Source organism: Knoellia terrae (assembly GCF_048606435.1).
Lineage (GTDB): Bacteria > Actinomycetota > Actinomycetes > Actinomycetales > Dermatophilaceae > Knoellia > Knoellia terrae.
In genome coordinates, this window is record NZ_JBMBWH010000008.1 from 124,022 (window position 1) to 142,685 (window position 18,664).

The following is an 18,664-nucleotide window of genomic DNA, read 5'->3' on the forward strand; positions in this document are numbered from 1 at the left end:
GCTTCACACAGGGTCCCGGACGTTGGCAACTGGTGGCAATCGCTGTACGGCGCCAGCTGGCGGCTGTCTCAATGGACCTCAGGACAGCACCGACCCTCCCAGCGAAAGGTTTCACATGTTGCGCCCCCAGGACACCACCACCCGCGAGCGGAAGAACCTCGACGGCATCTGGTCCTTCCGACTCGACGCTGAGGCCGCCGGTCGCGACGCCCGCTGGTATGCCGGCCCGCTCGCCGACGCCCGCGACATGGCCGTGCCGGCCAGCTTCAACGACGTCGTGGCCGACGCCGCGGTCCGCGACTACTTCGGCGACATCTGGTACCAGCGGACGGTCCGCGTCCCCCGTGGGTGGGACGGCCAGCGCGTCGTCCTGCACTTCGAGTCGGCCACCCACCGCGCCACCGTCTGGGTCGACGAGCACGAGGTCATGAGCCACGAGGGTGGCTACACCCCGTTCGAGGCCGACATCACCGAGTTCGTCACGGCCGGCGAGGAGGTGCTCGTCACCGCGCTCGTCAACAACACCCTGAGCTTCCAGAGCATCCCGCCGGGCGTCATCGAGCAGCGCCCCAGCGGCCCGGCGCAGGTCTACTGGCACGACTTCTTCAACTACGCCGGCATCCACCGCTCGGTGTGGCTCTCGGCCACCCCCCAGGCCCGCATCGAGGACGTCACCGTCGTCACCGGGTTCACCGGCTCGACCGGCTCGGTGGACTGGACCGTCGAGGCGGTCGACCAGGACGGGCTCGACGTCCACGTCGTGCTCCGTGACGGCTCCGGTGGGGTCGTCGCCGAGGGTTCTGGCGCGACCGGCACCCTTGAGGTCCCCGACGTGCACCTGTGGGGACCCGGCGACGGCTACCTCTACGGCCTCGAGGCGCAGCTCGTCGACGACGGCGGCGCCGTCGTCGACTCCGTCTCCCAGAACGTCGGCGTCCGCACCGTCGAGGTCCGTGGGACCGAGTTCCTCATCAACGGCGAACCCTTCTACTTCACCGGCTTCGGGATGCACGAGGACCACGCCATCATCGGCAAGGCGCAGAACGACGCGCACCTCGTCAACGACTTCGAGCTGCTCGACTGGATCGGCGCGAACTCGTTCCGCACGTCCCACTACCCCTACAGCGAGGACGTGCTCGACTACGCCGACCGGCACGGCATCGTCGTCATCGACGAGACCGCCGCGGTCGGCCTCAACATGGGCCTGGGCGGCGGCATCTTCGGCGGGCAGGGCTACACCACCTTCTCCCCCGAGACGATCAACGACGCCAGCCAGGAGGTCCACGCGCAGGCCATCCGCGAGCTCATCGCCCGCGACAAGAACCACCCGAGCGTCGTCGTCTGGTCCATCGCCAACGAGCCCGAGTCCGACACCGAGGGCGCCGAGAACTACTTCCGCCCGCTCTTCGACGTCGCCCGCGAGGCGGACCCCACCCGGCCGGTCGGCTTCGTCAACGTCATGCTCGCCCCGCACGGGACGTGCCGCGTCTCGCAGTTCGCCGACATCCTCATGCTCAACCGCTACTACGGCTGGTACGTCAACACCGGCGACCTTCCCGGCGCCGAGATCGCCTGGACCGAGGAGCTGCAGGGCTGGGCGACCGAGGGCAAGCCGATCGTCATCACCGAGTACGGCGCGGACACGCTCGCCGGCAACCACTCCCTCACCCCGCAGCCGTGGAGCGAGGAGTACCAGGTCGACTACCTCGACATGAACCACCGCGTCTTCGACTCGATCGACGCCGTCGTCGGCGAGCACGTCTGGAACTTCGCCGACTTCGCGACGACCTCCGGGATCATGCGCGTCGACGGCAACAAGAAGGGCGCCTTCACCCGCGACCGGCGCCCCAAGTCCGCTGCCTTCGCGCTGCGCCGCCGCTGGAAGAAGAACTTCTGACATGACCACTCCATCCACTCCACCCAGCCTCGGCCTCGCCAACGTCGGCGTCGTCGGACTCGCCGTCATGGGCAGCAACCTCGCGCGCAACCTCGCCCGGCACGGCCACACCGTCGCGGTGTTCAACCGCACCCACGCCCGCACCCTCGCCCACCTCGAGGCCCATGCCGCCGACGGCACGTTCGTCGGCGCCGAGACGGTCGAGGAGTTCGTCGGCTCGCTCGAGCGGCCCCGCCGGATCATCGTCATGGTGCAGGCCGGCGCGGGCACCGACGCGGTCATCGACGAGCTCCTCCCCCACCTCGAGGACGGTGACATCGTCGTCGACGGCGGCAACGCCCAGTTTCTCGACACCCGTCGCCGTGAGGCGCGGCTGCGCGAGCTCGGCCTGCACTTCGTCGGCGCCGGCATCTCCGGGGGCGAGGTGGGCGCGCTCAACGGCCCGTCGATCATGCCCGGTGGCTCGAAGGAGTCGTATGCCGCGCTCGGCCCGATCCTCGAGTCGATCGCTGCGCAGGTCGACGGTGAGCCGTGCTGCGCCTGGATGGGCCCCGACGGCGCCGGCCACTTCGTCAAGATGGTCCACAACGGCATCGAGTACGCCGACATGCAGTTCATCGCCGAGGCCTACGACGTCCTGTCGGCCGCCGGCATGAGCGCCGCCGAGGTCGCCGACGTGTTCCGCGAGTGGAACTCCGGTGAGCTCGACTCCTTCCTCGTCGAGATCACCGCCGAGGTGCTCGACCGGGTCGACCCCGGGACGGGTCGCGCGCTCGTCGACGTCATCACCGACGCCGCGGAGCAGAAGGGCACCGGCCGCTGGACCGTGCAGTCCGGTCTCGAGCTCGGCGTCCCCGTCTCGACCATCGCCGAGTCGGTCTTCGCCCGGGCGGCCTCCGGCGACCTCGCCATCCGCGACGCCGCCAGGGGTGTCCTCGTCGGCCCCGACCGCGAGCTGGGGAACGTCGACCGCGCGGCCCTCGTCGACCAGGTGCGCCAGGCCCTCTGGGCCAGCAAGGTCGTCGCCTACGCCCAGGGGCTGGAGCAGATCCGTGCCGCCAGCGAGGAGTACGGCTGGGACGTCGACGTCGCCACGGTCGCCCGCATCTGGCGTGGCGGCTGCATCATCCGTGCCCGGCTGCTGAGCCAGATCAGCGACGAGTACGCCGCGGGTGGCCTGGCCACCCTCCTCGTCGCCCCGAGCATCGTCACCGGCCTGGCCGAGCGCCAGGACGGCTGGCGCCGGGTCGTGGGTCTGGCGACCTCTGCCGGCGTCCCCGTGCCCGGGTTCGCCAGCGCCCTCGCCTACTACGACACCGTGCGCGCCGACCGGCTGCCCGCAGCCCTCATCCAGGGCCTGCGCGACAACTTCGGGGCGCACACCTACGGACGCGTCGACAAGCCGGGCACGTTCCACACCCCCTGGTCGCAGGGCGGCGCCGAGATCCAGATGTCCTGAGATGACAACCGCCAGCTCCTACCCCCCGGCCGAGGTCGTCGTCGGTCTCGACGTCGGCACCACCGGCACCAAGGCCGTCGCCTTCGGCATGGGGTCACCCTGGCGGCACACCGTCGTGCGGGAGTACCCCCTGCTCGCCCCGGGCCCGGGATGGCAGGTGCAGGACCCGGCCACGATCGTCGCTGCCGTCATGGGCGCCCTCGCCGAGGTCGTCACCGCCTCGCGGGGGGCCCGGGTCCTCGGGATCTCGGTCAGCACCGCGATGCACGGGCTGATCGGCCTCGACGAGAGCCTGCGCCCCCTCACGCCGCTCATCACCTGGGCCGACTCACGGGCCGCCGCGGAGGCCGCCGAGCTGCGCGGCTCCGACGACGCCGAGGCCCTCCATCGAGCGTCCGGCACGCCCCTGCACCCGATGAGCCCGCTCGCCAAGCTCGTGTGGTTCAGCCGTCACGAGCCGGCCCTCGCGGCCCGGGTCCGCGCCTGGGTCGGCCTCAAGGACTACATCCTCCAGGCGCTCACCGGCACGTCCGCGACCGAGCTCTCGACCGCCTCCGGGTCCGGGCTCCTCGACGTGACCACACGGACGTGGAACCCGCGCGCGGTCGAGCTGGCCGGCATACGCGAGGACCAGCTGCCCCCGATCCTGCCGACGACGGCCGTCCTCGGCCTCACGAAGTCGGTAGCCACCCGGCTGGGACTGGCCACGGCGACGCCCGTCGTCGTCGGAGCAGGCGACGGCCCGCTCGGCAACCTCGGCACCGGCGCCCTCGACCCCGGCGTCGTCGGCCTCTCAGTCGGCACGAGCGGCGCTGCGCGGATGGTCGTCCCGGCACCGGTCACCGACCCGGCCGGCCGGCTCTTCTGCTACGCGCTGACCGACGACGCCTGGGTCGTCGGTGGGGCGGTGAGCAACGGCGGCATCGCCATCCGCTGGGCCCGCGACATCCTCGGGGACGCCGGCGGCGACGACGCCTCGCTGCTCGCCCTGGCCGCGACCGTGCCGGCCGGGAGCGACGGTCTCGTCATGCTTCCCTACCTGCTCGCCGAGCGTGCTCCCCTGTGGGACCCGAGCCTCACCGGCGCGCTGGTGGGGATGCGGCACTCCCACACCCGCGGCCACGTCGTGCGCGCCGTGGTCGAGGGCGTGGCCCTCCAGCTCTGGACGATCGTCGACGCGCTCGACGCGGTCACCCCCGTGACCTCCGTCCGTGCGACCGGCGGCGTCTTCCGCTCCCCGGTGTGGCGCGAGGTCGTGGCCGGGGTGCTCGCGCGCCCGGTCGCCGTGACCGGGGGCGCCGAGGGGTCCGCCCTCGGGGCTGCGGCCCTCGGGCTGCTCGCGGTGGGTCGCGCGACCTCCCTCGCCGACGGCCTCGACCAGCTGGCCCCCGGCCTGCGCGGGACCGGCGACACGGTCGACGTGAGCGACGCGGACCGCGAGGCCTACGCCGCCGCGCGCCAGCGCATCCCCGCACTCCTCGGCTCGTATGCCGCCGTCGGAGACCTCTTCCGCACGCCGGTCGGTGCGGGGTCTAGCGTTCGAGGATGACCACCCACCTCTGGATCGACGCCGGTGCCGGCGTCGCCGGGGACATGCTGCTCGCCGCCCTCGTCGACGCCGGCGCCCCGCTCGAGGAGGTGCAGGCCACGGTCGACGCCGTGCTGCCCGGGACCGTCCGGCTGGTGGCCGGCGAGGTGACCCGTGCCGGCCTGCGCGCGTGCAAGGTCGACGTCGAGGTGCTCGCCCCCGACCAGCCGGACCGCCGGTGGTCCGACATCCGCGGCCTCCTCGACGGTGCACCGATCTCCGAGACGGTCCGCACCTCGGCGCTCGGGGTCTTCGCCCTGCTGGCCAGGGCCGAGGCCCACGTGCACGGCGTGCCGGCCACGGACGTCCACTTCCACGAGGTCGGCGCCTGGGACTCGATCGCCGACGTCGTGGGCGCCGTCGCCGCGGTGCACCTGCTGGGGATCACCTCCGTGTCGGCCGGGCCGGTGGCGCTCGGGTCGGGGACCGCGCGCACCTCCCACGGGGTCGTCGGCGTCCCCGCACCCGCCACCCTCGAGCTCGCAACCGGCTGGCAGGTGGCAGCAGGGGGGAAGGGTGAGCTGACGACGCCGACGGGCATGGCGCTCATCCGGGGCCTCACCGACGTGTGCGAGGGCCTGCCGACGGTGCGGATCACCGCCTCGGGCACCGGTGCCGGGAGCAGGGACGTCGACGGACGCGCGAACGTCACGCGCGTCGTCGTCGGTGAGCTCCTCGACGCGGCCCGGGCCACCTCCGGCCCGGGCGAGCCCGCCTCCGAGAGCCTGTGGGTGCTCGAGGCCAACGTCGACGACCTGGACCCGCGTCTGTGGCCCGGCGTCCTCGCCGCCCTCATGGACGCCGGGGCCGCCGACGCGTGGCTCACCCCGATCCTCATGAAGAAGGGCCGGCCGGCCCACACCCTGTCCGTCCTCGCCGACGACCAGCACCGGGTGGCGCTGCGGGACATCGTCCTCACGCACACGTCCACGCTCGGGGTCCGCGAGCACCGGGTGGACCGCAGCTCGCACGGCCGCCGGTTCGAGTCGGTCACCGTCCGGGACCAGGAGGTGAGGGTGAAGCTGTCGCTGGACCTCGAGGGTCGGGTCGTGCACATGACCCCGGAGTTCGAGGACGTGCGCACGGCAGCCGAGCTGGCCGGCATACCGTCTCGGGTCGTCCTCGCGGAGGCGACCGCCGCCGCCCACGCCGCCGGCTGGGACTCCTACGCCGGTGGACCCGGCTCCCAGTGCACGGCCTTGAGCGCGACGAGCTCACCGAGCAGGTCGGGTCCGTAGCCCCGCCCGGCCCCACTGTCACCCCGGGGGTCCGCCGACCCGCCGGGAGCACCACCGAAGACCGCGTTGACCTTGACCGTGCCGACCGGGAGCTCCTCCACCGCCTGCAGCGCGTGCCGAGCGTCCGGGGTGAGCACCGTGGCGGCGAGGCCGTAGCGGCTCGTCGCCGCACGCGCCAGCCCCTCCTCCCACGAGTCCACCGTGACGAGCGGCGCCACCGGGCCGAAGGTCTCCTCGAGCATCACCTCCATGTCGTCCTCGCACCGGTCGAGGACGGTCGCGCGGAACCACGGTCCGTCCCGGTCGAGCCGGTGGCCGCCGCAGAGCACCCGCGCGCCACGTCGCACCGCCTCCTCGACCTGCGCCTGCACCACGGAGAGCTGCTGCTCGTCGACGAGGCGGGCCAGGGTCGTCGCCTCGTCGCGCGGGTCACCGGCCACCGAGGCCCGGGCGAGGGCGACCAGCTCCTCGGTGACGGCGTCGGCGACGTCGCGGTGCAGGTAGACGCGCTCGACCGAGGTGCAGAGCTGCCCGGCGTTGGTGAAGGCCCCGATCGCGACCTGTGAGGCCGCCCAGGCGGGGTCGACGCCGGCGTCGACGACGAGCGGGTCCTTGCCACCGTTCTCGGTGATCGCCTTGGCACCCCGGGCGGCGCAGACCGTGCGGATCTCCCTGCCGGAGGCGCTGCTGCCGATGTGGCAGACGACGTCGACGAGGTCCACGAGCTCCCTGCCCACGTCGGGTCCGCCCTCGACCACCTCGAGGACGCCGGCGGGCAGGCACTCCCGGACCAGCCGCGCCAGGTGCAGACCGGGCCCGGCGGACCGCTCGGACGGCTTGTGCACGACCGTGTTGCCCGTGACCAGTGCTGCGGCGAGGAGCCCGGCCGCGGCCGGGTAGGGGTCGTTCCACGGGGTGAGGACGGCGACCACACCGCGCGGTTCGTGGCGGACCCAGTCGACCGCCCCGCTCGCCCCGGCGAGGGACCGGCCGCCCGCGAGGCCGGTCACGGCTGCCTCGTCGAGCAGCGCCGCAGCCACCGTCGCCGACTCGCGCGACTCGCGCAGGAGCCGGCCGGTCGTGCCGGTGAGGTCGTCGGCGAGGTCCTCGACGTGCGCGCGGACGGCGTCAGCCGCGGCGCGCAGGCAGGCAGCGCGTTCTGCGGGCGCCGTGCGCCGCCACGACACCGTCGCGGCCCGGGCCCGGTCGACCGCGTCAGCCACCTCACTGGTGCCGGTGTCCTCGTGTGGTTCCGACTGCTGCTGAAGGGTGGTCATGGCAAGGCAGTGCCCCGCCATCGCCATGACCAAACGTGAACCGGCGCGTACCGCCTGGCGGAGGTGGAGCGGGTCATTCCACGAGTCACTTCTCCACCGAGAAGCGTGAGAAGCGCTTCTCGTGGGTAGAAGCGCTTCCATGAAGGTGCTGGGAGTCAACGCCCTCTTCCACGACCCCTCGGCGGCACTGGTCGTCGACGGACGGATCGTCGCGGCGGCGGAGGAGGAGCGGTTCTCGCGGCGCAAGCACGGCAAGCGCCCGGTGCCCTTCGCCGCCTGGGAGCTGCCCGAGCAGGCCATGCGCTGGTGCCTCGACGAGGCCGGGCTGGGCCCCGAGGACCTCGACGCCGTGGGGTACTCGTTCGACCCAGCCCTGGCCAAGCCGGCCGAGGACATGGGGCTCGACGACCCTTGGGACCACCTGCGCCTGCGCTACGCCGAGGCGGCGCCGGGCTTCCTCGCAACCGCCCTGCCGGGTCTCGACCGGAGCCGGGTCCGCTTCGTCCCCCACCACGTGGCCCACGCCGCGTCGGCCGCCCTCGCCGGACCACTGCGCGGTGCCGGCCGACCCTGCAGCGTGCTCGTCCTCGACGGGCGGGGTGAGCAGGCCTCGCACCTGGCCGGTCGCTACGAGCACGGCCGGCTGGAGACCTTGGCGGCCCAGGCGCTCCCCCACTCGCTGGGGCTGCTCTACGAGTCGCTGACGGCGCACCTCGGGTTCCTCCGGTCCTCCGACGAGTACAAGGTCATGGCGCTGGCGTCCTACGGGAAGCCGGTGCACCTCGACCGTCTCCGGGAGGTCGTGCACGCGACGGGGGACGGCGGCTTCGTGGCCCTGCCGCCGGACTGGTCCGAGTTCGCCCCGCCCCGCCCCGGGGGCGAGCTCGACTGGCCGCCGCAGTACGCCGACCTCGCCTGCTCGGTGCAGGCGGTCGTCGAGGAGGTGCTCGTCGACCTCGCCCGCTGGCTGCACGCGCAGACCGGTGACACCACCCTCACGATGGCGGGCGGCACCGCGCTCAACTGCGTCGCCAACAGCCGGATCTGGCGCGAGACGCCCTTCGACGACGTCTGGGTGCAGCCGGCGGCCGGCGACGCGGGCACCGCGCTGGGCGCCGCGCTCCAGGTCAGCGCCGACGACGGGTCCCTCGCGGACCCGATGACGACGGCCGCCCTGGGGCGCGGCTGGTCCGACGACGACCTCGCCGCATGGCTGCGCGCCGCTGCCGTGCCGTTCACGACGCCGCCGGACCTCCCCGGTGCGGCGGCGGACGTCCTGGCCGCCGACGGCGTGCTCGCCTGGTTCGACGGCCGCAGCGAGTTCGGCCCACGGGCCCTCGGCCACCGCTCCCTCATGGCCCACCCCGGTCGTGCTGCCAACCTCGAGCGTCTCAACGACGTCAAGGGGCGTGAGCAGTTCCGCCCGGTCGCTCCCATGGTGCTCGCCGACCGCGCCGCCGCCATCTTCTCCGACGGCCCGCTGCCCAGCCCCTACATGCTCTTCGTCCACACGGTGGACCCCGCCTGGCGCGACCGCATCCCGGCCGTGGTCCACGTCGACGGCACCGCCCGCATCCAGACGATCGACGACGCGACGACCCCGCGGGTGGCCGCGCTGCTGCGCGCCTTCGAGGCCCGCACCGGCCTGCCGGTGGTCGCCAACACCAGCCTCAACACCGCGGGCCGCCCCATGGTCGACGACCCCCGTGACGCCCTCGAGCTCTTCGGGTCGGCACCGGTCGACGCGCTCGTTCTGGGGCCCCACCTCGTCCGCCGAGGTGACCTGTTCGCCGGAGGTCGTCCGTGACCGAGCCGATCTCGTATGCCGTGGTGGTCCCGACCGTGGGCCGCGCCAGCCTGGTGGACCTGCTGGAGAGCCTGGCCGCCCAGGGCGAGCCACGCCCCAACGAGGTCGTCGTCGTCGACGACCGCCCCGGGTCACCGCCGCCGCTGGAGCTCCCCGCGGACCTCCTCCGGACACTGGACGTGCGGGTCGTCCCCGGCCTGGGACGCGGACCGGCCGCAGCCCGCAACGTGGGCTGGCGCGTCTGCGACGGCGTGTGGGTCTGCTTCCTCGACGACGACGTCGTCCTGCCCGACGGCTGGCTGGAGGCCCTCCTGACGGACCTGCGGTCGGCACCTCCACGCTGCGCCGGCGTGCAGGCACGTCTGCACGTGCCGCTGCACGCGGACCGGCGGCCGACCGACTGGGAGCGCTCGACGGCGGGACTGGAGCAGGCGCACTGGGTGACGGCGGACATGGCCTACCGGCGGGAGGCGCTCGTCGAGGTGTGCGGCTTCGACGAGCGCTTCCCCCGGGCCTACCGCGAGGACGCCGACCTCGCCCTGCGTGTCCGGCGGGCCGGCTGGTCGCTGGGCAAGGGTGCCCGAGTCGTCGTGCACCCGGTCCGCCCGTCCGTGCGCGGGGCGAGCCTGCGGACGCAGCGGGGCAACGCCGACGACGCGCTGATGCGACGCCTGCACGGGCGTCGCTGGAGGACGATGGCGGAGATCGGCAGGGGTCGGCTGCCGTGGCACGTCGCCACGACCGCGGCCGCCGCTCTCGCCGTCGGCGGCGCCGTCGCCGGCCGCACCCGGCCCGGCCGGGTGGCGGCGGCCATCGGCGGCACCGCCCACGTGCTCCTCACGGCCGACTTCGCGCGCAGGAGGATCGCCCCCGGCCCGCGCACCGCCGCCGAGGTCACCGAGATGCTGTGGACGAGCGCCGCCATCCCCGTCGCCGCGGTAACGCACCGGCTGGCCGGCTGGTGGGCCCACCGCGGCGCCGATCCCTGGCCCCCGCGCCCCCGGGCGGTCCTCTTCGACCGCGACGGCACCCTCGTCATGGACGTGCCCTACAACGGGGACCCGCAACGCGTCGCGCCCGTCCCCGGTGCTGCTGCAGCGGTGGCTCGGGCGCGCCAGGCCGGGCTCAAGGTGGGGGTGGTGAGCAACCAGTCGGGCGTGGCCCGAGGCCTGCTCACCCCCGAGGACGTCGACGCGGTGAATGCCGAGGTCGAGGCCCGGGTGGGGCCCTTCGACACTTGGCAGGTGTGCCACCACGGGCCGAACGACGGTTGCCGTTGTCGCAAGCCCGAACCGGGGATGATTCTCGCCGCGGCACGCGACCTCGGCGTGGACCCGGGCGACTGCGTCGTCATCGGCGACATCGGCTCCGACGTGCTCGCCGCCCGGGCCGTCGGTGCGTCGGCGATCCTCGTGCCCACCCCCGCGACCCGGCCCCAGGAGGTCCGCGACGCCCCGGTGGTCGCCACCGACCTCGAGTCCGCCGTCGAGCTCGCCCTCGGGGGTGCCCGTGGGTGAGCGCAGGCCCCGCACCCTGGCCGTCCGACTCGACAGCGACGGCGACGTCCTCCTCATGGGCCCGGCCCTGCGAGCCCTGCGGGCGGGCAGCAGCCAGCTGGACCTGCTCGTGAGCCCGAGCGGCGCACACGCCGCCCGGCTCCTCCCGGGCGTCGACGAGGTGCTCGTCCTCGACTCCCCCTGGACCGGGTTCGACCCGTCCCCCGTCGACCCGGCCGGGCTCGGCGCGCTCGTGGAGCGGCTTCGCTCCCGGGCCCACGACGTCTGTGTCGTCTTCACGTCCTACCACCAGAGCCCGCTTCCCATGGCCCTGCTCGCGCGCTGGGCAGGCATCCCCCGCGTCGCCGGCACCTGCGACGACCATCCGGGCAGCCTCCTCGACGTCCGACACCGCCGCCTGCCCGGGGGTGACGACGACGGCGGCCCCCGGGGCGGTCACGAGGTCACGGCCGCCCTCCGGCTCGCCGAGGCGGCCGGCTTCCCCGCGCCGCTCGGCGGCGACGAGCTGCTCCGGCTGCGCCCTGTGCCCGCTTCCCCACCGGCCGACCTCCCGGGCACCGACTACGTCGTCGTCCACCCCGGGGCCTCCGTCCCCAGCCGCCGGATCGGCTTCGCCCTCGCCCACGCCTTCGCTGCTGCGCTCCTCACGGACGGCTGGGACGTGGTCGTCACGGGTGGCCCGGGTGAGGAGGAGCTCTGCGCCGAGGCCACCCCGGCCGGTGGCACCTGCATCGCGGGACGGACCGCCCTGCCCGAGCTGGCCGCCGTGCTCGAGGGGGCGTCCGCGGTCGTCGTAGGCAACACCGGCCCGGCTCACTTGGCCGCGGCCGTGGGCACCCCGGTGGTGAGCATCTTCGCCCCCGTCGTCCCGGTCGAGCGCTGGGGCCCGTGGGGGGTCCCGCACGTCGTGCTCGGCGACCAGGAGGCCGCCTGTCGGGGGACCCGCGCGCGGGAGTGCCCCGTCCTCGGACACCCGTGCGTGTCGACGGTGGCACCGGTGCAGGTGAGCGACGCGGTCAAGGAGCTGGCCGGCATACCCCTCGGTCATACCCTGCGGACGACCACCCCGGGAGGTGCTGCGTGAGGATCCTCCTGTGGCACGTCCACGGGTCGTGGACCACGTCGTTCGTCTCGGGCGGCCACGACTACGTCATCCCGCTGCTGCCGGACCGCGGACCCGACGGGCGCGGTCGCGCGCGCACGTGGGACTGGCCCGACACCGTCCGGGAGGTCCCGGTCGAGGCCTTGGCGGACGAACCCCTCGACGTCGTGGTGCTGCAGCGCCCGCACGAGGCGGCCCTGCTGCGCGATTGGACGGGACTGCGGGCCGGTCACGACGTCCCGGCCGTCTACCTCGAGCACAACGCACCAACCGGGCACGCCGTCTGCACCGCGCACCCAGTGACCACCGACCTCGCGCTCACCGGGCTCCCGGTCGTGCACGTCACCCACTTCAACGCCATGGCCTGGGACTGCGGGCCCGCACCCACGGTGGTCGTGGAGCACGGCATCCCGGACCCGGGTCCGGGCTGGACCGGTGAGATTGCCGACCTCGCCGTCGTCGTCAACGAGCCCGTGCGACGGGGTCGGGTGGCCGGGACCGACCTCGTCCTCGACCTCGCGACAGAGCTGCTCGTGAGCGCCTACGGCATGGGCACCGACGCGCTCGGCGCCGTCGCGGAGGAGCGAGGGCTCCCCGGACTGAGCCGGGCGCGGTGCCACGACCTCGACCAGGCCGAGCTGCACCGGCGCCTCGGCCGCCACCGCGCCTACCTCCACCCGTACCGCTGGACCAGTCTCGGCCTCTCGCTGCTCGAGGCCATGGCCCTCGGCATGCCGGTCCTCGCCCTGGCGACGACGGAGCACCACCGCGCCGTGCCCCCCGGCGCCGGAGTGGTGACCAACGACCTCGACCTGTTGCGGCGCACCGCCGCTCGCTGGCTCGCCGACCGTGGTGAGGCCCTTGAGCGAGGGCTCGCCGCCCGTGAGCACGTCCTGTCCCACTACGGTCTTGACCGCTTCCTCGCGGACTGGGACCAGATCCTCAAGGAGGTGGCGCTGTGAAGATCGCCATGGTGTCCGAGCACGCGAGTCCGCTGGCCGTCCTGGGCGGCGTCGACGCCGGTGGACAGAACGTCCACGTCGCGGCGTTGGCACGCGAGCTCGGTCGGCTGGGGCACGAGGTCGACGTCTACACCCGTCGTGACGACCCCGACGTGGCCGAGCGCGTCGAGCTCGGTCCGGGCGCCCACGTCGTCCACGTCCCGGTCGGCCCGGCGGCGCCCGTGCCCAAGGACGACCTGCTGCCCCTCATGGACGCGTTCGGCGACTGGGTCCGCGCCGACTGGGACGTGCACGGGCGACCCGACGTGGTGCACGCCCACTTCTGGATGTCCGGACTGGCGGCGCTCCGCGCCACCCGTGGGCTGAACCTGCCTGTGGCACAGACCTTCCACGCTCTGGGGACGGTCAAGCGTCGCCACCAGGGCTCCGCCGACACGAGCCCGCCGAGCCGCATCTTCCTCGAGCAGCGCATCGGGCGCGAGGTCGACCTGGTCCTCGCGACCTGCCGTGACGAGGTGCACGAGCTCGACGCCATGGGGGTCCCGACCGACCACGTGCGGGTGATCCCGTGCGGGGTCGACACCGCCCAGTTCACGCCGATGGGAGCCTCCCTCCCCCCGCAGCTCGACGGCCGGTATGCCGTCCGGTCCGGGTCTGTGGACCGTGCCGACTCGCCGGACCGTCCGCTCCGGCTCCTGGCAGCCGGACGGCTGGTGCCGCGCAAGGGCTTCGACGAGGCCGTGCGCGCCCTGGCCCGCATCCCCGGAGCCGAGCTGTTCGTCGTCGGCGGGCCTGCCCCGCAGCTCGTCGACGACGATGCCGAGGTGCGGCGGCTGCGCTGGCTCGCCCGAGAGTGCGGTGTCGCCGACCGGCTGCACCTCGTCGGCCAGGTGGCGCAGCGGGACATGCCCGCGTGGTACCGGTTCGCGGACGTCGTGCTGGCCACCCCCTGGTACGAGCCCTTCGGCATCACTCCCCTCGAGGCGGCGGCGTGCGGGCGACCGGTCGTTGGGAGCGCCGTCGGCGGACTGCTCGACTCGGTGCAGGACGGCGTCACCGGGCGGCTCGTGCCGCCGCGGGACGTCGGGGCGCTCGTGGAGGCCATGACCGAGGTGATGGGCGACCCCGGGCTGCGCGAGCGGTGGGGCGCCGCGGCCCGCACCCGCGCGGTCGAGCGGTTCGACTGGTCCGTCGTGGCGGCGCAGACCGAGGAGGCGCTCGGCCGGCTCTGCCGCCCCACGGTGCAGGCGACCTGCCAGACCCGCGAGTGGCTGCAGGAGCACCAGGCCGAGGTCCGGGACGGCATGGAGTCGCTCCTGGAGCAGGCAGCCCTGGTGCGCTCGTGGGGCGAGCGCCTGGCCACCGCACTCGTCGGAGGCAGCCGCCTGCTCGCGGCCGGCAACGGCGGCAGCGCGGCCGAGGCGCAGCACCTCACCGCCGAGCTCGTCGGCCGCTACCGCGACGAGCGCCGGCCGCTGTCCGCGATCGCCCTCACGGCGGAGACGTCCAGCCTGACGGCGATCCTCAACGACTACGGGCCCGACGAGGTCTTCGCCCGCCAGGTCGAGGCCCACGGCCGACCCGGCGACATCCTCATGCTGCTGTCGACCAGCGGGTCGAGCAGCAACGTGCTCCATGCCGCCAAGCGCGCGCACGACGTCGGGCTGTGCGTCTGGGCGATGACGGGGCCCGCGCCCAACCCCCTCGCCAGCCTCGCCGACGAGGCGCTGACCGTGTCGGCCGGCTCGACGGCCGCCGTCCAGGAGGTGCAGCTCGTCGCGGTGCACGCGCTCTGCGCGGCGCTCGACGCGGCGCTCGCGGCCCGCGGCGCGATGTCCTCGGCCGAGGCGGGCCGATGAGCCGGGCCGTGCGCCTCACCGTCGTCGGTGACGTCGTCCTCGACCAGGACCTCGTGGGGTCGGTCGACCGGATCTGCCCGGATGCGCCCGTGCCGGTCGTCGACGTCGCGTCGGAGCGCACCTCACCGGGTGGAGCCGGCCTGACCGCCCTGCTCGCGGCCGCGGACGGCGCCGACGTGACGCTCGTGGCTCCGATGGCCGACGACCCCGCCGGACGGCTGCTGCGCGCCGACCTCGAGGCCGCCGGCATCACGCTGGTGGCACTGCGGCAGCAGGGACCCACGCGGGAGAAGGTGCGCGTGCGGGCGAGTGGGCAGTCACTCCTGCGCCTGGACCGTGGTGGGCCGGCGACGCCGGTCGGCGCCCTCGAGGCCGACGCTCGACGAGCCATCGAGCGAGCCGACGTCGTGCTCGTCTCCTGCTACGGAGCGGGCACCGCCGCGGACGACGACATCCGGGCGGTCCTGTCCGAACGCGCCCGCCGGGCGCCGGTCCTCTGGGACCCCCACCCCAAGGGTCCCTCACCGGTGGCCGGTTGCCTCCTCGTGACCCCGAACCGCGCCGAGGCCCATGACCTCGTGGGCGCCCCGGACGCACCACCCGCCGAGATGGCCTGCACCCTCGTCGCGGAGTGGGATGCCGATGCGGTCGCCGTCACCTGCGGCGCCGAGGGCGCCTGGGTGGCCCGTCGCTCCGGCGACGTGGAGCTCGTCGCCGCCGAATCGGTGACCGGGGACCCGTGTGGGGCCGGTGACTGCTTCGCGGCCACCGCCGCGATCGCCGTGGGTGCCGGCGCGGACCCCGGCACCGCGGTCCGCGCTGCGGTGGCCTCGGCCGGCTCGTTCGTCGCACTGGGCGGATCAGCCGGGTGGCGCGACGCCGTCCCGCGCCCGTCGGCCGCGGGCCGCACGGTGGTGGCGACAGGCGGGTGCTTCGACGTCCTCCACGCCGGCCACGTCGAGACCCTCACTGCCGCAAAGGCGCTGGGCGACGAGCTCGTCGTCCTGCTCAACAGCGACCGCTCGGTCCGGCGGCTCAAGGGCACGAGCCGGCCGCTGAACCCCGCCGCCGACCGTGCGACCGTGCTCCGCGCCCTGGCCTGCGTCGACCGGGTGGTCGTCTTCGACGAGGACACCCCCGTCGATGCACTGCGCGCCCTGCGACCCGACATCTGGGTCAAGGGCGGCGACTACGAGGTCGAGGACCTGCCCGAGACCCCGGTCGTGCGCTCGTGGGGCGGGCGGGTCGAGGTTCTCGCCCACCTGCCCGGACGCTCCAGCACCGCCACCATCCACCGACTCACCCAGGGAGGCCACCGTGCCAGCTGAACGCCAGATCGGGACCGTCTACGTCACCGGGGGCTCGAGCGGCCTCGGCGCCGCCGTCGTCGCGGCCGTCACCAAGGCCGGTGGTCGGCCGGCGGTGATCGACCTGCGAGCACCCGAGGACGGCTCCATCCCGTATGCCGTCGCCGACCTCTCCGACTCGGCTGCCGCCGAGCGTGCCGTGGCCGAGCTGACCGAGGCGGTCGGTCCACCCTCGGCCGTCGTCACGGCCGCGGGCATGGACGCGTGCGGGCCCCTGGGCGAGGTCGCCACGGAGGCGTGGGAGCGGGTCGTGCGGGTCAACCTCTTCGGCACGGCGGCGGTCGTGCGGGCCTGCCTGCCCGCCCTCGAGTCGGCCGGCGGGACGGTGGTCACGGTGGCCTCGACCTTGGGGCTGCGTGCGGCAGGTGACGCGACGGCATACTGCGCCTCGAAGTTCGGGGTGGTCGGGTTCACGCGGGCCCTGGCGATGGAGCTCGCCGGCCGCGTCGGCGTCACCCTGCTCGTGCCAGGAGGCATGCGGACGGCCTTCTTCGACGACCGCACGGAGCAGTACCGGCCGGGCCCCGACGCGCAGCTCAACGATCCTGCCCACGTCGCCGACGTCGTCCTCATGGCCCTGCGGCAGCCGCCGGGCTGCGAGGTGCGTGAGCTGGTGGTCGCGAGCTCGACGGAGCCGTCCTGGCCGTGAGCACGGTCCTCGCGCTCCGTGCGCTCGGGCTCGGCGACGCGCTGACCGGGGTGCCCGCCCTGCGAGGACTGCGCCGCCGCTGGCCCGACGCCGAGCTCGTCCTCGCCGCGTCGCCGGCCGTGGGCGGGTGGCTCCGCTCTCTCGGCGTCGTCGACCGGGTCCACCCCGCGACCGGCCTCGACCCTCTCGGCTGGCCGGGCGCTCCCCCCGACGTCGCTGTCAACCTGCACGGGCGCGGCCCGCAGAGCCACCTTCTGCTGGCCGCGCTCCGCCCCGGTGACCTCCTCGCCTTCGACTGCCCCGAGGCCGGGGTGACGGGCCCGCGCTGGCTCCCGGAGGAGCACGAGGTGGACCGGTGGATCCGGCTGGTGCACAGCGCCGGCGGCTCCTGCTCCGCGGACGACCTCAGGCTCGCCACCTCCACGCCGCGCGCCGGGCACGTCCTCCTGCACCCGGGGGCGGCGGCGCGCTCGCGACGCTGGCCCGTGGAGCGCTGGGTCGAGCTGGCCTCCGTGCTCGCGTCGTGGGGCCGGACGGTCGTCGTCACGGGCACGGCGACCGAGCAGTGCCTCTGCCGGGCGGTGGCCGCGACAGGAGCCGAGAACCGTTGCGGGAGAGACGACCTCGCCAGCCTCAGCGATCTCGTGGCGTCTGCCACGCTGGTCGTCTGCGGGGACACCGGCGTCGCCCACCTGGCCACGGCCCACGCCACCCCGTCGGTGCTCCTGTTCGGCCCGGTCGCGCCGGCGCTCTGGGGGCCGCGCACCGACCCGCACCTGCACCGCGTCCTCTGGGAGCCGCATCCGGCGGACCCGGCCGGCGACCCGCACGGCGACGCGCCCGACCCGCGCCTGCTGAGGATCACGGTGGGGCGGGTCCTCGACGCCGCGGAGTCGCTGCTCGAGGCGGCGGCCCTCAGCCGGCCTCGCGCGCCAGCCTCCTGAACCACTCCACCGTCTGCTCGAGGCCGACGCGCCACGGGGTGCGTGGCTGCCACCCCAGCAGCTCCGTGGCCCGGGTCGTGTCCGGTCGGCGCACCTTCGGGTCGTCGACCGGCAGGTCCACGAAGGTCACCCCCGACTGCGAGTGCGTGGCGGCCACGACATCGAGGGCGATGGTGAGCACCGACATCTCCTCGGGGTTCCCGAGGTTCACCGGGCCGGGGTGCTCGAGCGCCGCGAAGGCGAGGATGCCCTCGACGAGGTCGTCGACGAAGCAGACCGACCGGGTCTGGGACCCGTCCCCGGCCACGGTGACGGGCTGGTCGAGCAGCGCCTGCCGGATGAACGTCGGGATGGCGCGGCCGTCGTGCGGCCGCATCCGGGGTCCGTAGGTGTTGAAGATCCGGACGATGCCGGTGTCGACCCCCTCGTGGCTGCGGTACGCCGTCGTCAGCGCCTCGCCGTAGCGCTTGCCCTCGTCGTAGACCCCGCGCGGACCGATCGGGTTGACGTGGCCCCAGTAGTCCTCGGTCTGGGGGTGGACCTGGGGGTCGCCGTAGACCTCGGACGTGGAGGCGAGGACGAAGCGAGCGCCCTTCTCCTTGGCCAGACCCAGGGCGTGCCACGTGCCCATGGCACCGACCTTGAGCGTCTCGATCGGGATCTTCAGGTAGTCGACGGGCGAGGCCGGTGAGGCGAAGTGCAGGACGAGGTCGACCCTTCCAGGGACGTGGATGAACTCGGTGACGTCGCACGTCACCATGCGGAAGCAGTCGTGCCCGAGGAGGTGTGCGACGTTGTCGGCCGAACCCGTGACGAAGTTGTCGAGGCAGACCACCTCCGCCCCCGCGGTGACGAGGGCGTCGCACAGGTGGCTGCCCAGGAACCCGGCCCCACCCGTGACGACGACCCGCCTCCCCTGCCAGGTCGCTGTCCTCGGCTCTGCTGCCATGCGCTCCACCTCCGGTGTCGTTGACCCTCACCTACCCGGCGAGAAGCGG

General features: G+C 74.2%; 14 protein-coding genes. 12 read left to right on the forward strand and 2 right to left on the reverse strand.

The window, feature by feature from the left end; genetic code table 11:
- Positions 1-115: 115 nt before the first annotated feature.
- The 4 genes from uidA to larC are packed head-to-tail and all read left to right on the forward strand — an operon-like array spanning position 116 to position 6,182.
- Positions 116-1,897, forward strand: coding sequence for a beta-glucuronidase (uidA, locus tag ACOJV9_RS12450; protein ID WP_420185533.1), 1,782 nt, complete (start codon positions 116-118; stop codon positions 1,895-1,897).
- A gap of 1 nt (position 1,898) precedes the next feature.
- Entirely contained in the window at positions 1,899-3,356 is a 1,458-nt protein-coding gene (gndA, locus tag ACOJV9_RS12455) for an NADP-dependent phosphogluconate dehydrogenase (protein WP_420185534.1), read from the forward strand.
- Position 3,357: 1 nt separating this feature from the next.
- Complete coding sequence (locus tag ACOJV9_RS12460) at positions 3,358-4,905, forward strand: gluconokinase (protein ID WP_420185535.1); 1,548 nt, start codon at positions 3,358-3,360, stop codon at positions 4,903-4,905.
- Positions 4,902-6,182, forward strand: a complete 1,281-nt coding sequence (gene larC / locus ACOJV9_RS12465; RefSeq protein WP_420185536.1) for a nickel pincer cofactor biosynthesis protein LarC — start codon at positions 4,902-4,904, stop codon at positions 6,180-6,182. Before ACOJV9_RS12460 ends, larC begins: the two co-directional genes overlap by 4 nt.
- On the opposite strand, the gene ACOJV9_RS12470 is transcribed toward larC, so the two are convergent.
- Positions 6,110-7,459 carry an aldehyde dehydrogenase family protein gene (locus ACOJV9_RS12470; RefSeq protein ID WP_420185537.1) on the reverse strand — a complete coding sequence of 450 codons (1,350 nt, stop codon included), beginning with the start codon at positions 7,457-7,459 and terminating at the stop codon, positions 6,110-6,112. The genes larC and ACOJV9_RS12470 overlap by 73 nt on opposite strands.
- A 139-nt stretch (positions 7,460-7,598) precedes the next feature.
- Here ACOJV9_RS12470 and ACOJV9_RS12475 point away from each other — a divergent pair, with 139 nt between their 5' ends.
- From ACOJV9_RS12475 to ACOJV9_RS12510, 8 genes are read left to right on the forward strand one after another with little or no spacing between them, the layout of a single operon-like run.
- A complete protein-coding gene (locus tag ACOJV9_RS12475) occupies positions 7,599-9,266 on the forward strand; it encodes a carbamoyltransferase family protein (protein ID WP_420185538.1) in 1,668 nt (555 codons plus the stop codon).
- The gene (locus ACOJV9_RS12480; protein WP_420185539.1) at positions 9,263-10,783 is read left to right on the forward strand and encodes an HAD-IIIA family hydrolase; all 1,521 of its coding nucleotides are present in this window, start codon (positions 9,263-9,265) and stop codon (positions 10,781-10,783) included. The genes ACOJV9_RS12475 and ACOJV9_RS12480 overlap by 4 nt, the downstream gene beginning before the upstream one ends.
- The gene (locus tag ACOJV9_RS12485) at positions 10,776-11,867 is read left to right on the forward strand and encodes a glycosyltransferase family 9 protein (RefSeq protein WP_420185540.1); all 1,092 of its coding nucleotides are present in this window, start codon (positions 10,776-10,778) and stop codon (positions 11,865-11,867) included. Before ACOJV9_RS12480 ends, ACOJV9_RS12485 begins: the two co-directional genes overlap by 8 nt.
- The gene (locus ACOJV9_RS12490; RefSeq protein ID WP_420185541.1) at positions 11,864-12,847 is read left to right on the forward strand and encodes a glycosyltransferase; all 984 of its coding nucleotides are present in this window, start codon (positions 11,864-11,866) and stop codon (positions 12,845-12,847) included. Before ACOJV9_RS12485 ends, ACOJV9_RS12490 begins: the two co-directional genes overlap by 4 nt.
- Positions 12,844-14,706, forward strand: a complete 1,863-nt coding sequence (locus tag ACOJV9_RS12495) for a glycosyltransferase (protein WP_420185542.1) — start codon at positions 12,844-12,846, stop codon at positions 14,704-14,706. Before ACOJV9_RS12490 ends, ACOJV9_RS12495 begins: the two co-directional genes overlap by 4 nt.
- Positions 14,703-16,034 (forward strand): D-glycero-beta-D-manno-heptose 1-phosphate adenylyltransferase, encoded by a 1,332-nt coding sequence (gene rfaE2 / locus ACOJV9_RS12500; protein WP_420185543.1) that lies wholly within the window; start codon positions 14,703-14,705, stop codon positions 16,032-16,034. The genes ACOJV9_RS12495 and rfaE2 overlap by 4 nt, the downstream gene beginning before the upstream one ends.
- Positions 16,024-16,722 carry an SDR family oxidoreductase gene (locus ACOJV9_RS12505; RefSeq protein ID WP_420185544.1) on the forward strand — a complete coding sequence of 233 codons (699 nt, stop codon included), beginning with the start codon at positions 16,024-16,026 and terminating at the stop codon, positions 16,720-16,722. Before rfaE2 ends, ACOJV9_RS12505 begins: the two co-directional genes overlap by 11 nt.
- The gene (locus tag ACOJV9_RS12510) at positions 16,719-17,666 is read left to right on the forward strand and encodes a glycosyltransferase family 9 protein (RefSeq protein ID WP_420185545.1); all 948 of its coding nucleotides are present in this window, start codon (positions 16,719-16,721) and stop codon (positions 17,664-17,666) included. Before ACOJV9_RS12505 ends, ACOJV9_RS12510 begins: the two co-directional genes overlap by 4 nt.
- Here ACOJV9_RS12510 and ACOJV9_RS12515 read toward each other — a convergent pair.
- Positions 17,638-18,615 (reverse strand): UDP-glucuronic acid decarboxylase family protein, encoded by a 978-nt coding sequence (locus tag ACOJV9_RS12515; protein WP_420185546.1) that lies wholly within the window; start codon positions 18,613-18,615, stop codon positions 17,638-17,640. The two genes, ACOJV9_RS12510 and ACOJV9_RS12515, sit on opposite strands and share 29 nt — an antisense overlap.
- Between the last annotated feature and the right edge of the window lie 49 nt (positions 18,616-18,664).

Bases quoted from the DNA above. Each gene is read 5' to 3' on its own strand.
- uidA (WP_420185533.1), top strand. From the start codon at position 116: ATGTTGCGCCCCCAGGACACCACCACCCGCGAGCGGAAGAACCTCGAC.
- gndA (WP_420185534.1), top strand. From the start codon at position 1,899: ATGACCACTCCATCCACTCCACCCAGCCTCGGCCTCGCCAACGTCGGC.
- ACOJV9_RS12460 (WP_420185535.1), top strand. From the start codon at position 3,358: ATGACAACCGCCAGCTCCTACCCCCCGGCCGAGGTCGTCGTCGGTCTC.
- larC (WP_420185536.1), top strand. From the start codon at position 4,902: ATGACCACCCACCTCTGGATCGACGCCGGTGCCGGCGTCGCCGGGGAC.
- ACOJV9_RS12470 (WP_420185537.1), bottom strand. From the start codon at position 7,459: ATGACCACCCTTCAGCAGCAGTCGGAACCACACGAGGACACCGGCACC.
- ACOJV9_RS12475 (WP_420185538.1), top strand. From the start codon at position 7,599: ATGAAGGTGCTGGGAGTCAACGCCCTCTTCCACGACCCCTCGGCGGCA.
- rfaE2 (WP_420185543.1), top strand. From the start codon at position 14,703: ATGAGCCGGGCCGTGCGCCTCACCGTCGTCGGTGACGTCGTCCTCGAC.
- ACOJV9_RS12515 (WP_420185546.1), bottom strand. From the start codon at position 18,615: ATGGCAGCAGAGCCGAGGACAGCGACCTGGCAGGGGAGGCGGGTCGTC.